Origin of the sequence: Clostridium sp., from assembly GCF_051650885.1 — a bacterium.
GTDB lineage: Bacteria > Bacillota > Clostridia > Clostridiales > Clostridiaceae > Clostridium.
Map to the genome: position 1 here is coordinate 1 of NZ_JBOFRG010000350.1, position 17,540 is coordinate 17,540.

Consider the following 17,540-nt stretch of genomic DNA (forward strand, 5'->3'; position numbering starts at 1 on the left):
TATTAAAAATGATAGAAATATACATAGATGCAATAAAAGGGTTATCAAAGCACCAAATGGAGTTTATAGCACAAAGAGTTATTGAACAGAAAGGTGATAGAGTGTATACTTTTACTAGAGATAGAATAAAATGGCATAAGGAACAAGGACATGTAATTTTAACTATATCAGGTTCTCCAAGTGAATTAGTTAAAGAAATGGCAAATAAGTATGGTTTTGATGACTTTAAGGGAGCAACTTATTTAGTAGATGATGAAGATAACTACACAGGTGAAGTTATTCCGATGTGGGATAGTGAAAGTAAAGAAAAAGCAATAAAAGAATTAGTAGAAAAATATGATATAGACCTTTCTAAAAGTTATGCTTATGGAGATACAGCAGGAGATTATACTATGTTTAAAAATGTAGAGAATCCATATTGCATGAATCCAACTAAAGAATTATTAAAGCAAGTTTTAAATGATGAAGAATTAAAAGAAAAGATTAATATAATAGTAGAAAGAAAAGATGTAACATATAAATTAAAGGTAGAGGATATTGAATTTAATTAGAAGAGAGTGATACTGTGATAATAAAAGAGAATAGAATAAAATTAGAAGATATAAATGAAGAATTTAAATTAAATATAGAAGAAGCAGTAGAAGTAGATCAAATAATATTTTTTGATTTAGAGCACTATGTATATAAAAAGCCTAAATGCATTGGTGTATTTGGGGCGGCAATATATAGTAAAGTTCACGGAGAACTTTTAGTGACTCAATATATGATTGAGAATAAGAGAGAAGTTAAAGATATTCTTTATCTAGCCTTAAATTATTTTAAGGAAATGAAGGAAAAAGGAAAAATGGCTATATCAACATTCTCAGGAAATAATGATTTCACAGTTATAAAGTATCTATTTAATAAATTTAATATTGAATATGATTTTGAAGAAGAATTTTTATCTATAGATTTACAGAAGTTTTATGAAATAAAAAAAGGAACTTCAATAGGTCTTAAGAAATTAGAAAAGATATTCGAAATTGAGCGTGAAGGCGAAGTTATAAGTGGTTCAACTCTTGCAAAAACATTCTATAAAGTATTAAAGGATTCTGATTATATAAAAAGAATGCCTTATGAAAAAATTGAAAAGATATTACTTTATAATGAGCAGGACGTAGTTAATTTATTTTATATATTCTTAAATTGGGAGAAATATATAGTAGATAATGAAGATGAAGAAATAGATGTAGTGGAAGAGGCAGAAGAAAAGGCACAAGATTAAATTGTGCCTTATTTTTGTATATAAATATCAGTACCATCACTTAATAAAAGAATGGTTCCTACTAAATCTGTTCTTAAAAGAGGAATATTAAATTTTTCTAAAAGAGAGATGGTTTCTTTGTTTGGATGATTATATTTATTATTTTCACCACAAGAGGCTATGCCGATACTTGGGGTAGTAAAGTCTAAAAATTCTTTTGTAGTAGAAGTTTTAGAGCCATGATGTCCAAGTTTAAGAACATCAATATCTATAGAATCATAATTAGAATATAAGTAATTATGTGCATCAATTTCAGCATCACCTGTAAAAAGAAAACTAATGGAATGAAAGGTTAACTTAATGATGGCAGAATAATTATTTAAATTTTCATTAGTTAAGTTAGGTGGAGGATAAAATATTTCAAAATCAATATCGTTATTTATAAAAATAGAAGTATTTTCTGTTAAAGGGGTAACCTTAAGCTTTTTACGTTTTAAAGAGTTTAAAACATCAGAAACAGGTGTTGAAGGATTAGATGCATTAGGGGCATAGACATTTTTAATATCTAATGTATCTATGACTTCATCAATATTACCAATGTGATCCTCATGGGGATGGGTTATAATTAAGTGATCAATGGAACTTATATTAAGTTTAGAAAGATAGCTTAAAAGTTCATCTTCATAATCACGAGGACCTGAATCAATAAGAATATTTATATCATTATATTGTATAAGGGTAGAGTCTCCTTGACCAACATCAAAAAAGAAAACTTTAAGAGGGAATGAGGAAGTTGAATTACAAGAAAATAAAAAAGATGAAAATAAAAGAAGTATTATTAAAATAAGTTTCTTTTTAAGCTTCATAAAAGACCTCCTTTAAAATGTATATTTTAAAGTATTGCCAAAAAAAATAAAAAATAAAATTTGCGTTAAAATTTTTAAGGCATTATAATATAATAAAAAATTAAGAGGTGAATATATGAGAATTTTTAAATTTATAAGATATGGAATTTGTCTTACAAGCTTAAAGTGTAAAAGTTTTAAATTTAATAAGATAAAGAAAAGAGATGGGGAAGAAGCGGCATTTAAATATGCACAAAGTGTATTTTTAAAGTGGAGTGAAGATACACTAAGAATTATTGGAATTGATTTAGAAATAAAAGGAATAGAAAATATACCACAAGAAACATGTGCATTTGTTGGAAATCATCAAAGTATTTTGGATATACCAGTTTTAAAAGTAGCACTTCATAACAGAACAATCGGATTTGTTGCAAAAAAAGAAGCATTAGAGTATCCAATACTTGGATTTTGGATTAAAAATACAAACTGTGTTCCATTAGATAGAGATAATCCAAGAGAAGCTATTAAAGTTATAACAAGAGGTGCTGAATATATAAAAGAAGGATATAACATGGTTATATTCCCTGAAGGAACAAGATCTAAAGATGGACAGGTCCATGAATTTAAAAAGGGAAGCACAAAGCTTGCAACTAAAGCAAAGGCTCCGGTAGTTCCTTTTTCAATAGATGGAACTTCAAAGTGTTTTGAAGATGAAAGAAAGTTTAAAGAAGGAAAAGTTACTATAGTTTTTGGTGAACCTATATATACAGATAAAATTAGTAAAGAAGAAGAAAAAGGATTAGCATCTCTACTTGAAGAAAGAGTAAAAGAAAATATAATAAGAGTAAAATAAAAAGTAACCTTCTAGGCTAGTGTCTAGAAGGAATTTTTTATTTTTAAATAATTAAATTAAAAAATAAATCATAAATATTGAAAAAAAACGAAAAAAGATGTAGAATATTAATAAAGTATTAACAAAGAGAACGAAATGTTAAGGGGGAACTATGAAAAAAAGGTTATATGGTTTGCTACTAGCAATACTTACGATAGGTTTAGTAGCTTGTGGAGAAAAAGAAGAAAAGATACATAGTAGAACAGAGTTATTCATGGGTACAGCAATAAACATAAAAATATATGATGGAAATGAAAAAGTTTTAGATAAGATATTTGAAGAAGTTGAAGAAATAGAAGATAAGGCAAGTATAAATAAAGGAGGTACGGAGGTAGATAATATAAATAAAAATGCAGGAATAAAGAGTGTTAAAGTTAGTAATGACGTATTTGAAATAATAAAAACTGGTATGAAGTACTCTAGTATGGCAGAAGGAAATTACGATATAACAGTAGGACCTTTAGTAAAGTTATGGAGTATAGGATTACCAGAAGCTAGAAAACCTAGTGATAAAGAAATTGGACAAGCATTAGAAAAAATAAATTATAAAAATTTAGAGTTAAATGAAGAAAAAAAGGAAATTTATTTAAAAGAAAAAGGTATGCTTTTAGACTTAGGAAGTATAGCAAAAGGATATACAGCAGATAGAATAACAGAGATATTAAGAGAAGAAGGAGTAAATAAGGCTATAGTTGATTTAGGAGGAAACATATATGCATTTGGAGAAAAAAATGAAAATGAAAAATGGAAAATAGGAATACAAAATCCTTTTTCAGATAGAGGAGATGTAGTTGGAGCAATTAAGGTTAAAGATAAATCAATTGTAACTACAGGCATATATGAAAGATTTTTAGAAAGAGATGGGGAAAAGTATCATCATATTTTGAATCCTAAAACAGGATATCCTTATGAAAGTAACATAGGTGGAGTTAGTATAATATCAGATAAATCTATTGATGGGGATGCACTTTCTACACTAGTATTTACCCTAGGGATAGAAAAAGGACTTCAATTTGTTGAGGGGATTGAAGGCGTGGAATGTATATTTGTGGACAAAGATAAAAATATTTATTTATCAAGTGGGATAAAGAGTGATTTTGAACTTATAAATACTGAGTTTAAGGTTAAATAAGGAGAGAAGAATGAATATAGAGAGTTTAAAGTATTTTCATGATATTGTGGAGCTTAAAAGTATATCAAAAGTAGCTAAAAATTCACATATTTCACAACCGGCATTAAGTCATCAGTTATTTAAGCTTGAAAATGAGTTTAATAGTAAATTATTAGAAAGAAGTAATAAGGGGGTTGAAATAACTGAAAAAGGACAGATTGTATACGAATATTCTAAGAAAATATTAGAAATGTATAAAGAACTTGAAGGAGCACTTAGCAAAAGCGAAAGAGAAAAAAAAGAGTTGAAAGTAACTAACACAAATATATATGCAAATTATATTTTTTCATCAATTGCAGGTGGAATAGGAAGTATATTTGATAAGTTTAATGTTCAAATGAATAAGGATATTAAAAGTAGAGGAGAAGCACTTCTTATAAATGAAAAGTCCGATATCGTTATTGGAAATTATAAAATTGAGTATGAAGATATAAAATCAGAATATATAGGAAAAGATAAATTAGTTTTAGTAAGCAAGAATGAAATTAAAAACTTTAAAAATATAAGAGTTGGGATATTAGAGGATGTTTATTCTACAGAAATTGAAGATAAAATAAGAGAAAAAGAGTTGAATTTAGTTTTAAAAAGTAATTCGACAGGAATAATAAATGGCTTTTTAAAAGGAAAGGAAACTTGTGCGATAATATCAAATTCAGAAGCGAGAGAGAGAAAAGATTTACATATATATGAAATAGAAGATTGTTATTATGACATATATATATCTTATAGAAAAGATATAAATATAGAGATAAAAGACAGAATAAAAGGATTAAAAGAAAAGATAATAAGTATAATTTTATAGGTATTTAAAAAAGTTATATATAATATAAAATAGTTATGACTAGAGAGGAAGTTTATAGATGATATAGGTTTAAAATCGCATAAAATAGCCAATAGATAGAGAAAATTATTGAGAAGATAGGCAGAAATGGAAAAGTGGACAATATATGAATATGTCTATAGAATGAATAAAGAAAATAAAAAGAGGCTATTTATAGAAGGGATTGATAAATTTATGTCAACTAAAATTGTTATTTTAGGTGCAGGATACGCAGGAGTACATGCAGCTAAAAAATTAGGAAAGAAATATAAAAAAAGAGATGATGTAGAGATTACGTTAATTGACAAAAATCCATATCATACATTAATGACAGAACTACATGAGGTAGCAGGAGGAAGAGTTCCAGAAGAATCGGTAAAAATAGAATTAAGCAGAATTTTTCATAGAAGCAAGGTAAAAGTAGTTGTTGATTTAATTGAAAATGTAGATTCAGACAATAAAAAGATAAAAACTAAAAATGATGAATTTGAATATGATTATTTAATGATAGGAATGGGAAGTGAACCAGCATTTTTCGGGGTTCCAGGAGTTAAAGAAAATGGATTCACATTATGGTCTTTAGATGATGCGTTGAGAATAAAAGAGCATATAAAAGATAGGGTTAAAGAAGCTTCTTTTGAAAGAAATAAAGAAAAAAGAAAAAGAATGCTTACATTTGTTGTAGCAGGTTCAGGATTTACAGGAATTGAAATGGCAGGGGAACTTTTAGAATGGAAAGAAGTTTTAGCTAGAAAATATAGAGTAGATTCTAAAGAAATAAAGATATTAGTTGTTGAAGCAATGGGAACAATACTTAATATGCTAGACAGAAAGCAAGCTGATAAAGCAGAAAAGTATATGAGTAAGCATGGAGTAGAGGTTCTTAAAAATTCTCCAATAACTGAAGTAACTAAAAATACAATTAAGTTAAAAGATGGAAAAGTTATCCCAACTGAAACTTTAATTTGGACATGTGGTATCCAAGCTAATAATGATTTATCAGAGTTAGAAGTGGAAAAGGGAAGAGCAGGAAGATATAGAACTAATGAATACATGGAAGCAATAGGAAAAGATGGGGTTTATGTAGTTGGAGATTTAGCTTACATAGAGGATGAAAAAGGAAATGGCAATCCTCAGATTGTTGAAGCAGCAGAGCAAACAGCTGTGGCAGCGGCTAAAAATATAATAAACAAAATTGAAGGTAAAGAGGAAAAAGTTAAGTTTAAGCCAAATTATCATGGATTTATGGTATCTATTGGTGGAAGATATGGTGTTGCAAACTTAATGGGAGTTAAACTTTCTGGATTCTTTGCAATGGTGATGAAGCATTTAATCAACATGGTATATTTATTTAGTGTAAATGATGTACATGCTGTATATAACTATCTTCAACATGAATTCTTTGCAATGAAGGAAAGAAGATGTATATTAAGAGGGCATTTATCATCAAAAGGAAATAGATTATGGCTTGTTCCACTTAGAGTATATATAGGATTCTTATGGCTTTTTGAAGGACTTAAAAAGTTTATTGGTGAAGAAACTTGGAAAACTGCTTTTGAAGGAGCAGAAACTGCATTTTCTAATGCAGATGGAATTATAGATGGAATGAGTGCATATGTAGGAAGCTTAGGGGACAATTTAATAATAGGCTGGGATAGTTGGATGAAAATGGGGAATGTTAAAATGCCATTTTCATGGCTTCAAGATGCTACAGCAGGAGCATCAGAAGTAGTAGAAGGTGCAGCAAATATGCCAGAGCCTATATTTGAAACAATGCCAAAGTTTTATGAAGCTATAATGCAAGTCTTTATGCCAAATGCAGAAATTGCAGTGTGGGCACAAAGAGTAGTTGTAGTTATGGAAATTGGAATTGGAATCTGCTTAATAGTAGGATTATTTACTTTCTTAGCAAGTGCTGCATCAGCATTTATGACAGTAAACTTTATTTTATCAGCAATGGCAGGTACAGAAATTCTTTGGTTTACATTTGGTAGTATTGCACTAATGAGTGGAGCTGGTAGAACATTTGGATTAGATTATTATGTTATGCCTTGGATAAGTAACATAGCATCTAATTTTTGGATGGGAAAAAGAGAACCAATATACGAAATTCATAGTAAATAATATTTTCAGATAGGGCAATAATTGCTCTATCTGAATTTAATATCTAACATAAGTGAAAAAGGGAGGAAAAGATGAAAAGCTTTTGGAGTAAATACCCTGAGATTGAAAATGAGATAAAGGAAATAAAAAATAACATAAGAGAAAATGCGAAATGCAGAGATAAGGTTATAGAAAAAAGTATTTTAGAACTTTTAGATGGTGGTGGAAAATTATTAAGACCTGGATTCACAGTATTAGCATCTAAATTTGGTACATATAACAGAGAAAGAACAGTAGGTCTTGGGTCAGTAGTAGAAATGTTTCATATGGCAACTCTTGTACATGATGATGTTATAGATGAAGCTAAAATGAGAAGAGGAAGAGAAACGGTACAATCGAAGTATGGGAAAAATTATGCTGTGTATATAGGGGATTATCTTTTTTGTATTTGCTTTAAGATATTAGGAACTACAAAAAATATTAATAGAGAGGCTGAACTTGATACAAAGGTTATGTCAAGAATTTGTTTAGGTGAAGTTGAGCAGTTAAACGCAAGATTTAAAAAGGATATTAAAATAAAAGATTATTTAAAAAGAGTATCAGGAAAAACAGCAGAATTATTTTCATTAAGTCTTTACATAGGAGCAGTAGAAAGTGATGTAGATAAAAAGCTTTCAAGAGTATTTTGGGAAATAGGACATAATTTAGGAATGGCATTTCAAATAATAGATGATATTTTAGACTTAGTTGGAGATAAAAAAGATACAGGAAAAGCAATTGGGAATGATTTGAGAGAAGGAGTATATACCTTACCTATTTTATTAGGATTAAAAGAAGATAGAATAGAAATGGAAAAGCTTTTAAAAGAAGAATATACAAATGAAGATGTAGAAAATATTATTTTATATTTAGAAGAAAATGAATTAACAAAAAAATCATTTAAGATAGCAGAAAAGTATTCTGAAAAGGCATTTAAAAATATAGAAAAATTGCCTGAAAATGAATATAAGGAAATTCTTATGGATGTTGCAAAAAGAATGCTTAAGAGAGAATATTAATGAGTTACATAGAGATAAAAGATTTAAATAAAAGTTTTGGAAATGAAAAGGTATTAGAAGATATTAACTTTTCAATTGAAAAAGGTGAAATTGTATCAATTTTAGGTCCTAGTGGTAGTGGAAAATCAACAATACTAGAAATACTATGTGGCTTTAAAGAGCCTGACACTGGAATAGTTAAAATTGAAGGAGAAGATATATTATGTAAAGAGCCAAAAGACAGAAATATATCTATGATATTTCAAGATTATGCATTAATGCCACATTTAACAGTTTTTGAAAATATAGGACTCGGAATGAAAATACGAGGTGAAAAAAAGAAAACTATAAAAGAAAAGGTAATGTGGGCAGCTGAAATATTAGATTTAGGAAAACACTTAGATAAAAAGCCTAAGGAGTTATCTGGAGGACAAAGGCAAAGAGTTGCAATTGGAAGAGGTATAGTTAGAAATCCAAAGGTATTTTTAATGGATGAACCTTTATCTAATCTAGACTATAAACTTAGAATGGAAACAGCAACAGAGATCGTGGAGCTTAATAAAAGAATAGAAGGAACGACTATTTATATAACCCATGATAGAGAAGAAGCAATGCTTATATCTGATAAGATAATTCTTTTAAAGGATGGAAAGGTACAACAAGTAGGGACACCATTAGAAGTATATAAAAATCCTAAAAACATCTTTGTAGCAGAATTCTTAGGAAGACCAAGAATAAATATTTTAAATGTAGAGATAAAAGATAAAAAAATTTATTTTAAAGGGACTTTTATAAAGAAAACAAACAAAGAAGATGGAGAGTATAAGCTTTGTGTAAGACCAGAAGAGATTTTTATAAGTAAAAATGGGGTATTAAAAGGTGTAATAAAAGATACAAAGTATTTAGGCAATGAATATATAGCCGATATAGAAGTTGAAAATAGAATTTTAAAAATAAGAACAACTGAAGAAAACAAACTAGGGGAAAGTGTAGAGATAGATTTTGCTCTAGATAATATAAATATTTTTAAAAACTAAAGGGAAAAAGGGAGAAGCGAGATGAAAAAAAAGTTATTAGTGGGAATATTATTTGGAAGTATGATTTTGACAGGATGTGGACAAGCTACTACAGAAAATAGTGATGAAGTAGCTGGAACTATAACTGTAGTTACAAGTAAAACAGAATCAGAAGAAGTTTTAAATGAAGTAGAAAAGAGATTCAAGGAAAAATATCCAAAGGTTGAAGATGTGGTTTTTGAAGCATCAGCAGACTATGATAATCATATAAGAACTAGAATGAATACAGATGACTATGGGGATGTACTATTTGTACCTTTTAGTATGAGTGGAAATCCTAAAGATTATGAAACATATTTAGAGAGCTTAGGTTTAGTTGATGAGTTAGATGATAAATATATAGATGTAACAGAAGCAGACTATAATGGACAAGTTTATGGAATACCAACAGCATTAAATTCTCTAGGAATTATATATAATGAAGAAGTGTTTAAAAAAGCTGGAATAGAAAAAATGCCAACATCTTTAGAGGAAATGGTTGAGGCTTGTGAAAAAATAAAGAAAAACACAGATGCAATTCCTTTTTACACTAATTATAATAGAACACTTGGAGTATGGGGTGGTGCTTTAAGCTCTTATGGTGGAGAAGATTTCAAGGAAGAAACATTGGAAAAAGGTACAGCCTTTGAAGAGGGTCAACCTATAAGAGAAGTAATGAATCTTTTCTATACATTATCTAGTAAGGGATTAGTAGAAGAAGACCCTATAACAGGAGATTATGGAAAGTCACAGCAAATGTTAGCTGATGGTAAGGTAGCTATGTTTATGATGGGTTCTCAAGAGTTAGTAGAAATAAGAGAAATGGCTAAAAATAAAGAGAGTATAAAAATCGGTTCTTTCCCAGTAAAGTATGAGGGAGAAACTACTATTGCATTAGGAGCACCAGAAGTAATTGGAGTGAGTAAAAAAAGTGAAAATAAAGCTACAGCAAAGGCTTTTGTAGACTTTATAGCATCAAGAGAAAGTGGTTATGCAGAAAGCTTAGCAGGTCTTGCACCAAAAATTGATTCTTTAACAGAAGATGAAAAGAAAGCATTAAAAGAAAATAATGTAGTATTAACAGCACCAAGTGTAGATCCGGAAATAGATAAAAAGTATACAACTATAGCAAAAGAAGCAGAAGTAGCTAGATTAAATGGAGTATTAGAAAAATCTATTAATATAGGACTTTATCCAGAAAAAAATGAAACTTATGAGCAGTTTATAAAGGCTTCAGAAGAGAAGTGGAACAAGGCTGCAGAGAATAATGAAAAATAAAATTTTAAAAGAAAGAAAAGTGATTGTAGCTTTTCTTTCTTTGCCTATAATATTGTTAATTCTTTTTGGGATAATACCTATAATTGGATTAGTATATTATAGTTTTACAAAATGGAATGGAATTGGGAATATAGAGCAGTTTATTTTTTTTGATAATTACATAGAAATCTTAACTAGTGAAAAATATTTAGAGGTTTTTAAAAACTGCATATATTATTTGATTTCAGGAATATTACAGATAATTATAGGCTTTAGTTTAGCATTAGTATTATCTTTTAAAGTAAGAGGAAAAGGAATATTCAAAAGCATATTTTTACTTCCAATACTTTTAAGTGGTGTAACTATAGCTATGATGTTTAGAGTGTTTTTTTCGCCAGATGGAACTTTAAATGGAATTCTAGGACTAATAGGACTTGAAGAAATGAAAAGGTATTGGCTTGGGGACCCAAGTCTTGTAAACTGGAGCCTTTCTTTTATATCATTATGGCGATATACTGCATTAAGCTTTATCTTATATTTAAGTGCAATATCATCTATAAAAAAAGAATATTTTAAGGTTATAGAAATAGAAGGTGGAGGAATATTACAAAAAATATGGTATGTAATAATTCCTAATATTAAAACTACCATAAGTGTGAATTTATTAATGCTTTTAATTGGAGTTGTATCAGTCTTTGATATACCTATGATAATGACTGGAGGTTCAAATGGAACAAGCACCTTTATATTAAAAACTATGGATGTAGCTTTTAAGGATAAAGAATTTGGATTAGCTTCAGCAATGGCAGTGATAGTTAGTTTAATAATTATTGTGCTAGGAAGCTTAAGATATATGGTAAAGAAGAGGAATAAGAATGGGTAAAATATTTTGTAAGATACTTAAATATATGTTTCTTATTTTATGGGCAATAATAATTTTAGCTCCCATAGGGACTATTTTAATAGGTTCGTTTAAAACTTATGCGGAATTTAATAGCAGTGGAGGAATTGAGCTCGCTATAAATCCAACATTAGATAATTACAAAAGAGCTTTAGTCGATGGAAAAATGATTATGGGTTTTATAAATACCTTTATATTGATTTTTTTTGGAACTATAGGAAGCATTGTTATAGGAAGTATGTTAGCTTTTGCCCTGACAAGATTTGAATTTAAACATAAAAAGATAATTATTTTATTGTATAGTTTAGTGGCATTAGTGCCAATAGAAGTATCACAGGTTATAAGCTTTAAAATAATTACAGGGCTTGGCTTATATAATAGTAGATTAGCTCCTATATTGCTTTATATAGGCACTGATATAGTCACCTTGTTTATTTATATGCAAATGATGGAGAAGATACCTAAAGCACTAGATAAGGCGTATGTGTTAGAAGGTGGAGGTATATGGGGATTATATAAAGATGTAATATTTCCAGTTTCAAAGAATGCAACATATACCATTGTTATGCTAAAAATAATAGGAATTTATAATGATTTTTATATTCCATATTTGTATATGCCAAAAGAAGGGCTTAATACTATATCACAAAGTGTGTTTAGATTTATGAGTGAAAGCAAGATAGAATGGAATGTTATTTGTGCGGCAGTGGTTATTAGTGTAATACCGATGATTATCTTTTTTTTGATATTACAAAAAAAAATATACAATGGGTTAGTTGAAGGAAGTGTAAAAGGGTAAGTTATGAAATTATTAAAGAGAATTTATACAGTAACAGAAATGAGAACAGGATTTGCAACAGGATTACCAGTATTGAGTGCAGGACTTTTTGGAGCATATTTAAAAGGAGAATTGAATATCTGGTTATTAGGGTTGATGTTTATATCTGGGTTTAGCTTTAATATAGTTGCAAATGTAGCTAATGAAATAAGAGGATATTTAAAAAAGGAAGATACAAAAGAGGTATTAACAGGTCATAAGGGAAGTGAAGGACTTGCGAGAGGTGAAGCTACACTTAAAGATGCAATAATAGGACTTTTGATATTTTTTATAATTGGAAGTGGCGCAGGATTATTAATAGTATTTATAACAAAAGATATAATGATTTTAATTATAGGTATGGTTAGTGCATTAATGGCAATATGTTATTCATTAGGACCAAAGCCATACATTGTTTATCCAGTTGGAGAGTTAGTATCAGGAATATTTGTTGGTGGAATAAGTAGTTTAGTTTCAGCTTATATTCAGCTTGGAGAAGTAAATGTAGCAGTGATTTTATATTCAGTTATAGGTGTATTCATGACTATATTTTTAATGTCAACAAATAATACATCTGATTACAATAAAGATATGGGGCATAGGGTTACATTGCCGCATGTTATAGGTTTTGAAAATTCAATTAAGATAATACTTCCAGAAGGAATATTAATGATTCTAGCATTTATAAGTTTATATTTATTAGGATATATAAGTGGATATATTCTTATAATAGGGCTTATGATTATATACTATTTTGGTTATGAGAAATGGTATAAGGAATATTCAAAGATAAAGAAGCCATTTAAAGAAATGGGGAGAATGTGGGGACCGAAGCCCTTACTTTTAATTTATAGTTTTAATATTTCAATGAGTATATTATTTTTAATAAATATATACTAGAAAGGAAAAGAGATGAATATAACAATAATAAAAAGTAATCCGTTGAGTATTCCATTTATACTTGGAGAAAAATTAAACTTGCTAGGAAAAGTGAATTTAGATATTATAGAAGATTTTAAATTTTGTGGAGAAAATCCATATACGAGTGGTAAATCAGAGCTTATGATAGGAGATATAACATTTTTTTTCTATGCACTAGAGAAAGGAATAGATTCTGTTATTACATCTAATCTAACAAGAACTATACATCTAGTATTGAAAAATGGAAAGAAGATTACAGATGAAAACTTAAAAATAGGGGTAAATAGAACAGGAATGTTCAGGCTATTTTTAGAAAAAGGTTTAAAAGACTGTTTACCGAATTGTGAAATTGTATGGATAAATAACACCTTTGAAAGAATAGAAGCTCTTAGAAAAGGGAAAATTGATGGATTAATTGCTATAAATCCATTTATAGATAGAATAGAAAATGAAAACCTTGGAAAAGTGGTGTGGAGTCTTAAAGAAGAAAAAGAAAATTTAGTAATGTATTGCTTTAGACGTTCCTATTATGAAAAAAATAAAATAGCTATAAAAGAATTTCATAAAGGAATAAGAAAAGCAGGAAAAATATATAATAATATGACATTAGAAGAAAAAAGAAAGTTCTTAGATGAAGATATGAGATATGAAGAAAAATACAGAAATAAAATTTTAAGCTTTGAATTTGAAGAAGAAAAGGATTTTAAAGAAGAAGATTTTTTAATATGTATGAATTGGATGCTTAGAAATAAAGAAATTAAAAAAGAATATGATTGTAAAAGTCATATAAAAAGCTTAGGCGTATAGCCTAAGCTTTTTTAAGTGAAATAAAAGAAAATTAGAAGCTATGCCAATAAAAAATCCAGTTAAAATACCTAAAACTCCAAGAAGAGGTAGGTATAGAAAAATGGAATTAGATTCTAAAATTATTGAAGCTACAAGTATTTGACCAAGGTTATGGAAAAATGCACTAGATACACTAACTCCAATTAAAGAAACTTTATCTTTAAAAAAATTCTTTAGAATCGTAGCAGATAAAAAACTTAAGATTCCACCTGTAAAACTATAAAGAAATGTACTTAAGCCGCCACCAAAAATGCAAGAAAGAACAATCTTTAAAGAAAGTACTATAAAAGCATCTTTAGAAGATAAAGTATAAATACATATCATTATAATTAAGTTAGAAAGACCAAGCTTAGCACCAGGTACTGGTAGTGGTGAAGGAATCGCTCGCTCTACAGTAAAAAGTATTAATGATAAAGATATCATTAGGGACATATAAACTAGTTTTGAAGTATTATGTTTCATCATATATTTAATGTGAAAAAATCATATCATCAGATGATTTTTCATTTTCTCCTTCTATTTCAATAATAAGACTGTGTGGCAAGCAAATAATACTTTGATAAATATTAGAAATTGGTTTGCTATTAACACATAATTTATCAGTACAATCAGCATCAGACATAGAAACAATACCATCTAAAATAGATACCTTATTATTTCCATGGGGTGTGGAAATGTTGAAAGTTTTATCTTCATTAATATTAAATTGTTCTTTAAGTACCCCGTTAACTTTCACTGTAACAAATTTTTTAGATGAGGTATTAGAAGATGAGACCTTGAAAAAAATTAGTGGAGTGAAAGAAATGATAAGCAATGAAATGATTATAAAAATATCAAATTTTTTTAATAGTTTAATGTGTTTCAAATGTTTTCTCCTTAAAAGTAAATATACTTAAATTTTAAGGGAATAAAATAAGAAAGTGTAATAAAAAAAAGTTATGTAGTATAGAAAATATATATTAATAGATATGGTGTAAATTACTGTATAATCCAAAGTGAAGAAGAATCAAGGGGGAATTTAGATTTATGAAAAAGAAATTATTATTAGCTTTATGTACAGTAGCAATGACAATGTCATTAGTAGCATGTGGTGGAGATAAGCCAGAAGAAAAACCACAAGAACCAGCTGCAAAAACAATGCAAGATGGAACTTACGAAGTTGAATCTAAGCCAGATGCAGAAGGTAAAGGAGCTAAAGCTACAATAGTTGTTAAAGATGGGAAAATAGCTGAAGCTAAATATAACGAGTTCACAAAAGATGGAAATAAAAGAGAAGATAAAAAATATAATGAAATGATGATGAAGCAAGCTAAAACTAGCCCAGAAGTTTTTGAAGTAAAATTTGAAGAGCAAGTAGTAGCAGCACAAAGTTCTGAAATTGATGGAGTTACAGGAGCAACTGGTTCAGTAGCTACAGCTAAAGAATTATTCAAAAATGCTATTGATAACTCATTAGAAGGAAACAAAGAAAAAGAAGTTATAGAAATAAAAAAATAGAAAAATATTAAAGCAAGCTAATTACAATTAGCTTGCTTTTGTGTTTTTAGAATAAACAAATAGAGAAATAAAAAATGAAAAATGTTGGAAAATGTAGTTTGATGTAATGTAAATGTTTAAATTTAGAAAAATGAAAAAAATGTTTAACAAACTTTCAAAAGTTGTGATATAATGAATTCAAATAGTAAATTTAGAAGAAAAAATGCAATTTTGTATAAATAAAAATTTCAAAAGGGGGCATTAACATATGCAAAGAGATTTTTCAATGAGTAATGATAAAGTAATAATTAACTTCACAACAAAGTATTGTTCGAATTTTGAAACACTACTTGAAAGCGAAGGATTTAGAAGGGTAACGGATACCTTCTTAAAGAAAATAGAAAAGAAAAAGACTTTAAGCTATAAATATGTAGTAAAAGCATTAGAAACTGATAATATAGTAGAAGTAAGAAAAGATTTAATAAAGGTATTTAGATACCTAACTGTTATGAACATAGATGATATAAAAGAATTAAATACTAGATATGGAAGATTACTAGAAGATAAAGACAATGCAATTATCTTTATAGAAGAGTTCTATTTATTCTGGAGAAGACTTGAAAGATACACAGTAGTTCATGGAGATGAAGGATCAAGAGGACTTGCGGCTATGAGCTTCATAGAAGCTAATGATGGATTATCAAAGCTTATATTAAAGCTTTATAGAAAGGTTGAAAAAAATATTTTAGGTAAAAAGCCTAAAGTATTTAGACAAATACCAGCAGGTGGAAACTCATGTCTTATGTTAAATGAAATTTTATGGCCAATTCCAAGTGGATATGAGAAGCTTGAACAAATTCCATTTATAGATAGTATTTTATTAGAAACACCATTTATAACTTACCCAAAAAGAAATACAAGAACAGGAATGTTTAATGAAACTTTCGAAAATCCATTAAGATATACTACATTAAATAAGGATCACTGGTATTGTTACCCTGCAAAGGTTGGAGAACTTTTAGCATATGTATATTTCCATAGAGATTACATGGCTCATGGTATTACATTATCTAACCTTTTTGAAATGGCTAGAAAAGATGAGTGTAGAGGTGTTAAACCTGATATTATATATGTATTTGGGGCAAAGGATGAAGAAGGAGATGATAAAACAGTATTCTACAATGATGAGAAAAATGACATCATGTTAGGATATGTTAATCACTCAGAAAATGTTGATTACTTTGGATACTTAAAGAAAATGACATTAACACTTCATAACCTTAAAATGATACAAAAAGGACATTTACCAATACATGGAGCTATGGTTAATATTACGTTGAAAGATGGTAAATCAGCAAATGTAGTAATTATGGGAGATAGTGGTGCTGGTAAATCAGAAAGTTTAGAAGCATTTAGAACTTTAAGTGAAGATTATATCTCAGATATGAAGATTCTTTTTGATGATATGGGAACATTTAAATTAGAAGATGGAAAAATTATAGGATATGGAACTGAGATAGGAGCATTCGTAAGATTAGATGACTTAGATCAAGGATATGCATTTAAAGAAATGGATAGAAGTATCTTTATGAATCCAGATAAAATAAATGCAAGATTAGTTCTTCCAGTTGCACCATATAAAGAAGTTGTTAGAGGATATGAAGTAGATTTCTTCTACTATGCAAACAACTATACAGAAGTAAAAGAAGGAGATACATCAATTGAGTATTTCCAAAATCCAAAAGAAGCTATAAAAGTATTTAGAGCTGGAGCTAGAATGGCAAAAGGAACAACAAGTGAAAAAGGATTAGTAGAAAGTTATTTCGCAAATCCATTTGGACCAGCACAAAAAGAAAAAGAAACAGATATTTTAATAGATGAATTCTTTAATGCAATGTTTAAAGGAACTGTAAAAGTTGGGCAAATAAAAACTTGTCTAGGAGTAGAAGGCCAAGAAAAAACAGGACCAAGAGATGCGGCACTAGAATTATTTGAAGAAATAAAAAAATTATAATAGAAAAGGGGCTGTCGCTTTAGCGGAAATAAAATCCGTTAGCGATAGCCCTTTTTCTAAATAATATTTATAATTTACATTTTAAATTTTTAGATGTATTTAAATTTGTAAAATTATTAAAAATTGACGCACTTTAACAAGC

At 28.5% G+C, this 17,540-nt stretch carries 18 protein-coding genes; 15 read left to right on the forward strand and 3 right to left on the reverse strand.

Annotated features, from left to right (window positions below; translation table 11 throughout):
- A partial coding sequence (locus ACRC28_RS17730; protein ID WP_438544776.1) for an HAD-IB family hydrolase occupies positions 1 to 551 on the forward strand: 551 nt, incomplete at its 5' end.
- Between the two features lie 14 nt (positions 552 to 565).
- Positions 566 to 1,264 (forward strand): ribonuclease H-like domain-containing protein, encoded by a 699-nt coding sequence (locus ACRC28_RS17735; RefSeq protein WP_438544777.1) that lies wholly within the window; start codon positions 566 to 568, stop codon positions 1,262 to 1,264.
- Between the two features lie 8 nt (positions 1,265 to 1,272).
- Here the strand turns inward: ACRC28_RS17735 and ACRC28_RS17740 are convergent, their stop codons facing one another.
- Positions 1,273 to 2,109 (reverse strand): ComEC/Rec2 family competence protein, encoded by an 837-nt coding sequence (locus ACRC28_RS17740; RefSeq protein ID WP_438544778.1) that lies wholly within the window; start codon positions 2,107 to 2,109, stop codon positions 1,273 to 1,275.
- Between the two features lie 115 nt (positions 2,110 to 2,224).
- Here ACRC28_RS17740 and ACRC28_RS17745 point away from each other — a divergent pair, with 115 nt between their 5' ends.
- The 11 genes from ACRC28_RS17745 to ACRC28_RS17795 all read left to right on the forward strand — a co-directional run bounded on the left by ACRC28_RS17745 (position 2,225) and on the right by ACRC28_RS17795 (position 13,869).
- Positions 2,225 to 2,941 (forward strand): lysophospholipid acyltransferase family protein, encoded by a 717-nt coding sequence (locus ACRC28_RS17745; RefSeq protein WP_438544779.1) that lies wholly within the window; start codon positions 2,225 to 2,227, stop codon positions 2,939 to 2,941.
- 151 nt (positions 2,942 to 3,092) lie between these two features.
- Positions 3,093 to 4,112: an FAD:protein FMN transferase gene (locus ACRC28_RS17750; protein WP_438544780.1), complete on the forward strand. Its 1,020-nt coding sequence runs from the start codon at positions 3,093 to 3,095 to the stop codon at positions 4,110 to 4,112.
- 10 nt (positions 4,113 to 4,122) lie between these two features.
- On the forward strand, positions 4,123 to 4,953 hold the full coding sequence (locus tag ACRC28_RS17755; protein WP_438544781.1) for a LysR family transcriptional regulator: 831 nt from the start codon (positions 4,123 to 4,125) through the stop codon (positions 4,951 to 4,953).
- A gap of 126 nt (positions 4,954 to 5,079) precedes the next feature.
- Positions 5,080 to 7,095, forward strand: coding sequence for an FAD-dependent oxidoreductase (locus ACRC28_RS17760; RefSeq protein ID WP_438544782.1), 2,016 nt, complete (start codon positions 5,080 to 5,082; stop codon positions 7,093 to 7,095).
- A 71-nt stretch (positions 7,096 to 7,166) separates the two neighbouring features.
- A complete protein-coding gene (locus tag ACRC28_RS17765; RefSeq protein ID WP_438544783.1) occupies positions 7,167 to 8,132 on the forward strand; it encodes a polyprenyl synthetase family protein in 966 nt (321 codons plus the stop codon).
- The gene (locus ACRC28_RS17770; RefSeq protein ID WP_438544784.1) at positions 8,132 to 9,148 is read left to right on the forward strand and encodes an ABC transporter ATP-binding protein; all 1,017 of its coding nucleotides are present in this window, start codon (positions 8,132 to 8,134) and stop codon (positions 9,146 to 9,148) included. The genes ACRC28_RS17765 and ACRC28_RS17770 overlap by 1 nt, the downstream gene beginning before the upstream one ends.
- Positions 9,149 to 9,169: 21 nt before the next feature.
- Positions 9,170 to 10,444 carry an ABC transporter substrate-binding protein gene (locus ACRC28_RS17775; protein WP_438544785.1) on the forward strand — a complete coding sequence of 425 codons (1,275 nt, stop codon included), beginning with the start codon at positions 9,170 to 9,172 and terminating at the stop codon, positions 10,442 to 10,444.
- Positions 10,434 to 11,306, forward strand: coding sequence for a carbohydrate ABC transporter permease (locus tag ACRC28_RS17780; protein ID WP_438544786.1), 873 nt, complete (start codon positions 10,434 to 10,436; stop codon positions 11,304 to 11,306). Before ACRC28_RS17775 ends, ACRC28_RS17780 begins: the two co-directional genes overlap by 11 nt.
- The gene (locus ACRC28_RS17785) at positions 11,299 to 12,123 is read left to right on the forward strand and encodes a carbohydrate ABC transporter permease (RefSeq protein ID WP_438544787.1); all 825 of its coding nucleotides are present in this window, start codon (positions 11,299 to 11,301) and stop codon (positions 12,121 to 12,123) included. Before ACRC28_RS17780 ends, ACRC28_RS17785 begins: the two co-directional genes overlap by 8 nt.
- A gap of 3 nt (positions 12,124 to 12,126) precedes the next feature.
- Positions 12,127 to 13,041, forward strand: a complete 915-nt coding sequence (locus ACRC28_RS17790) for a prenyltransferase (protein ID WP_438544788.1) — start codon at positions 12,127 to 12,129, stop codon at positions 13,039 to 13,041.
- Between the two features lie 12 nt (positions 13,042 to 13,053).
- Positions 13,054 to 13,869: an ABC transporter substrate-binding protein gene (locus ACRC28_RS17795; protein ID WP_438544789.1), complete on the forward strand. Its 816-nt coding sequence runs from the start codon at positions 13,054 to 13,056 to the stop codon at positions 13,867 to 13,869.
- Here the strand turns inward: ACRC28_RS17795 and ACRC28_RS17800 are convergent.
- The gene (locus ACRC28_RS17800) at positions 13,858 to 14,373 is read right to left on the reverse strand and encodes a Gx transporter family protein (protein WP_438544790.1); all 516 of its coding nucleotides are present in this window, start codon (positions 14,371 to 14,373) and stop codon (positions 13,858 to 13,860) included. The genes ACRC28_RS17795 and ACRC28_RS17800 overlap by 12 nt on opposite strands.
- Before the next feature lie 4 nt (positions 14,374 to 14,377).
- Positions 14,378 to 14,773: a NusG domain II-containing protein gene (locus ACRC28_RS17805; RefSeq protein ID WP_438544791.1), complete on the reverse strand. Its 396-nt coding sequence runs from the start codon at positions 14,771 to 14,773 to the stop codon at positions 14,378 to 14,380.
- Positions 14,774 to 14,934: 161 nt separating this feature from the next.
- Between ACRC28_RS17805 and ACRC28_RS17810 the strand changes: the two genes are divergently transcribed.
- Complete coding sequence (locus tag ACRC28_RS17810; protein WP_438544792.1) at positions 14,935 to 15,405, forward strand: FMN-binding protein; 471 nt, start codon at positions 14,935 to 14,937, stop codon at positions 15,403 to 15,405.
- 247 nt (positions 15,406 to 15,652) lie between these two features.
- Positions 15,653 to 17,398, forward strand: a complete 1,746-nt coding sequence (locus ACRC28_RS17815) for a phosphoenolpyruvate carboxykinase (protein ID WP_438544793.1) — start codon at positions 15,653 to 15,655, stop codon at positions 17,396 to 17,398.
- Positions 17,399 to 17,540: the final 142 nt, after the last annotated feature.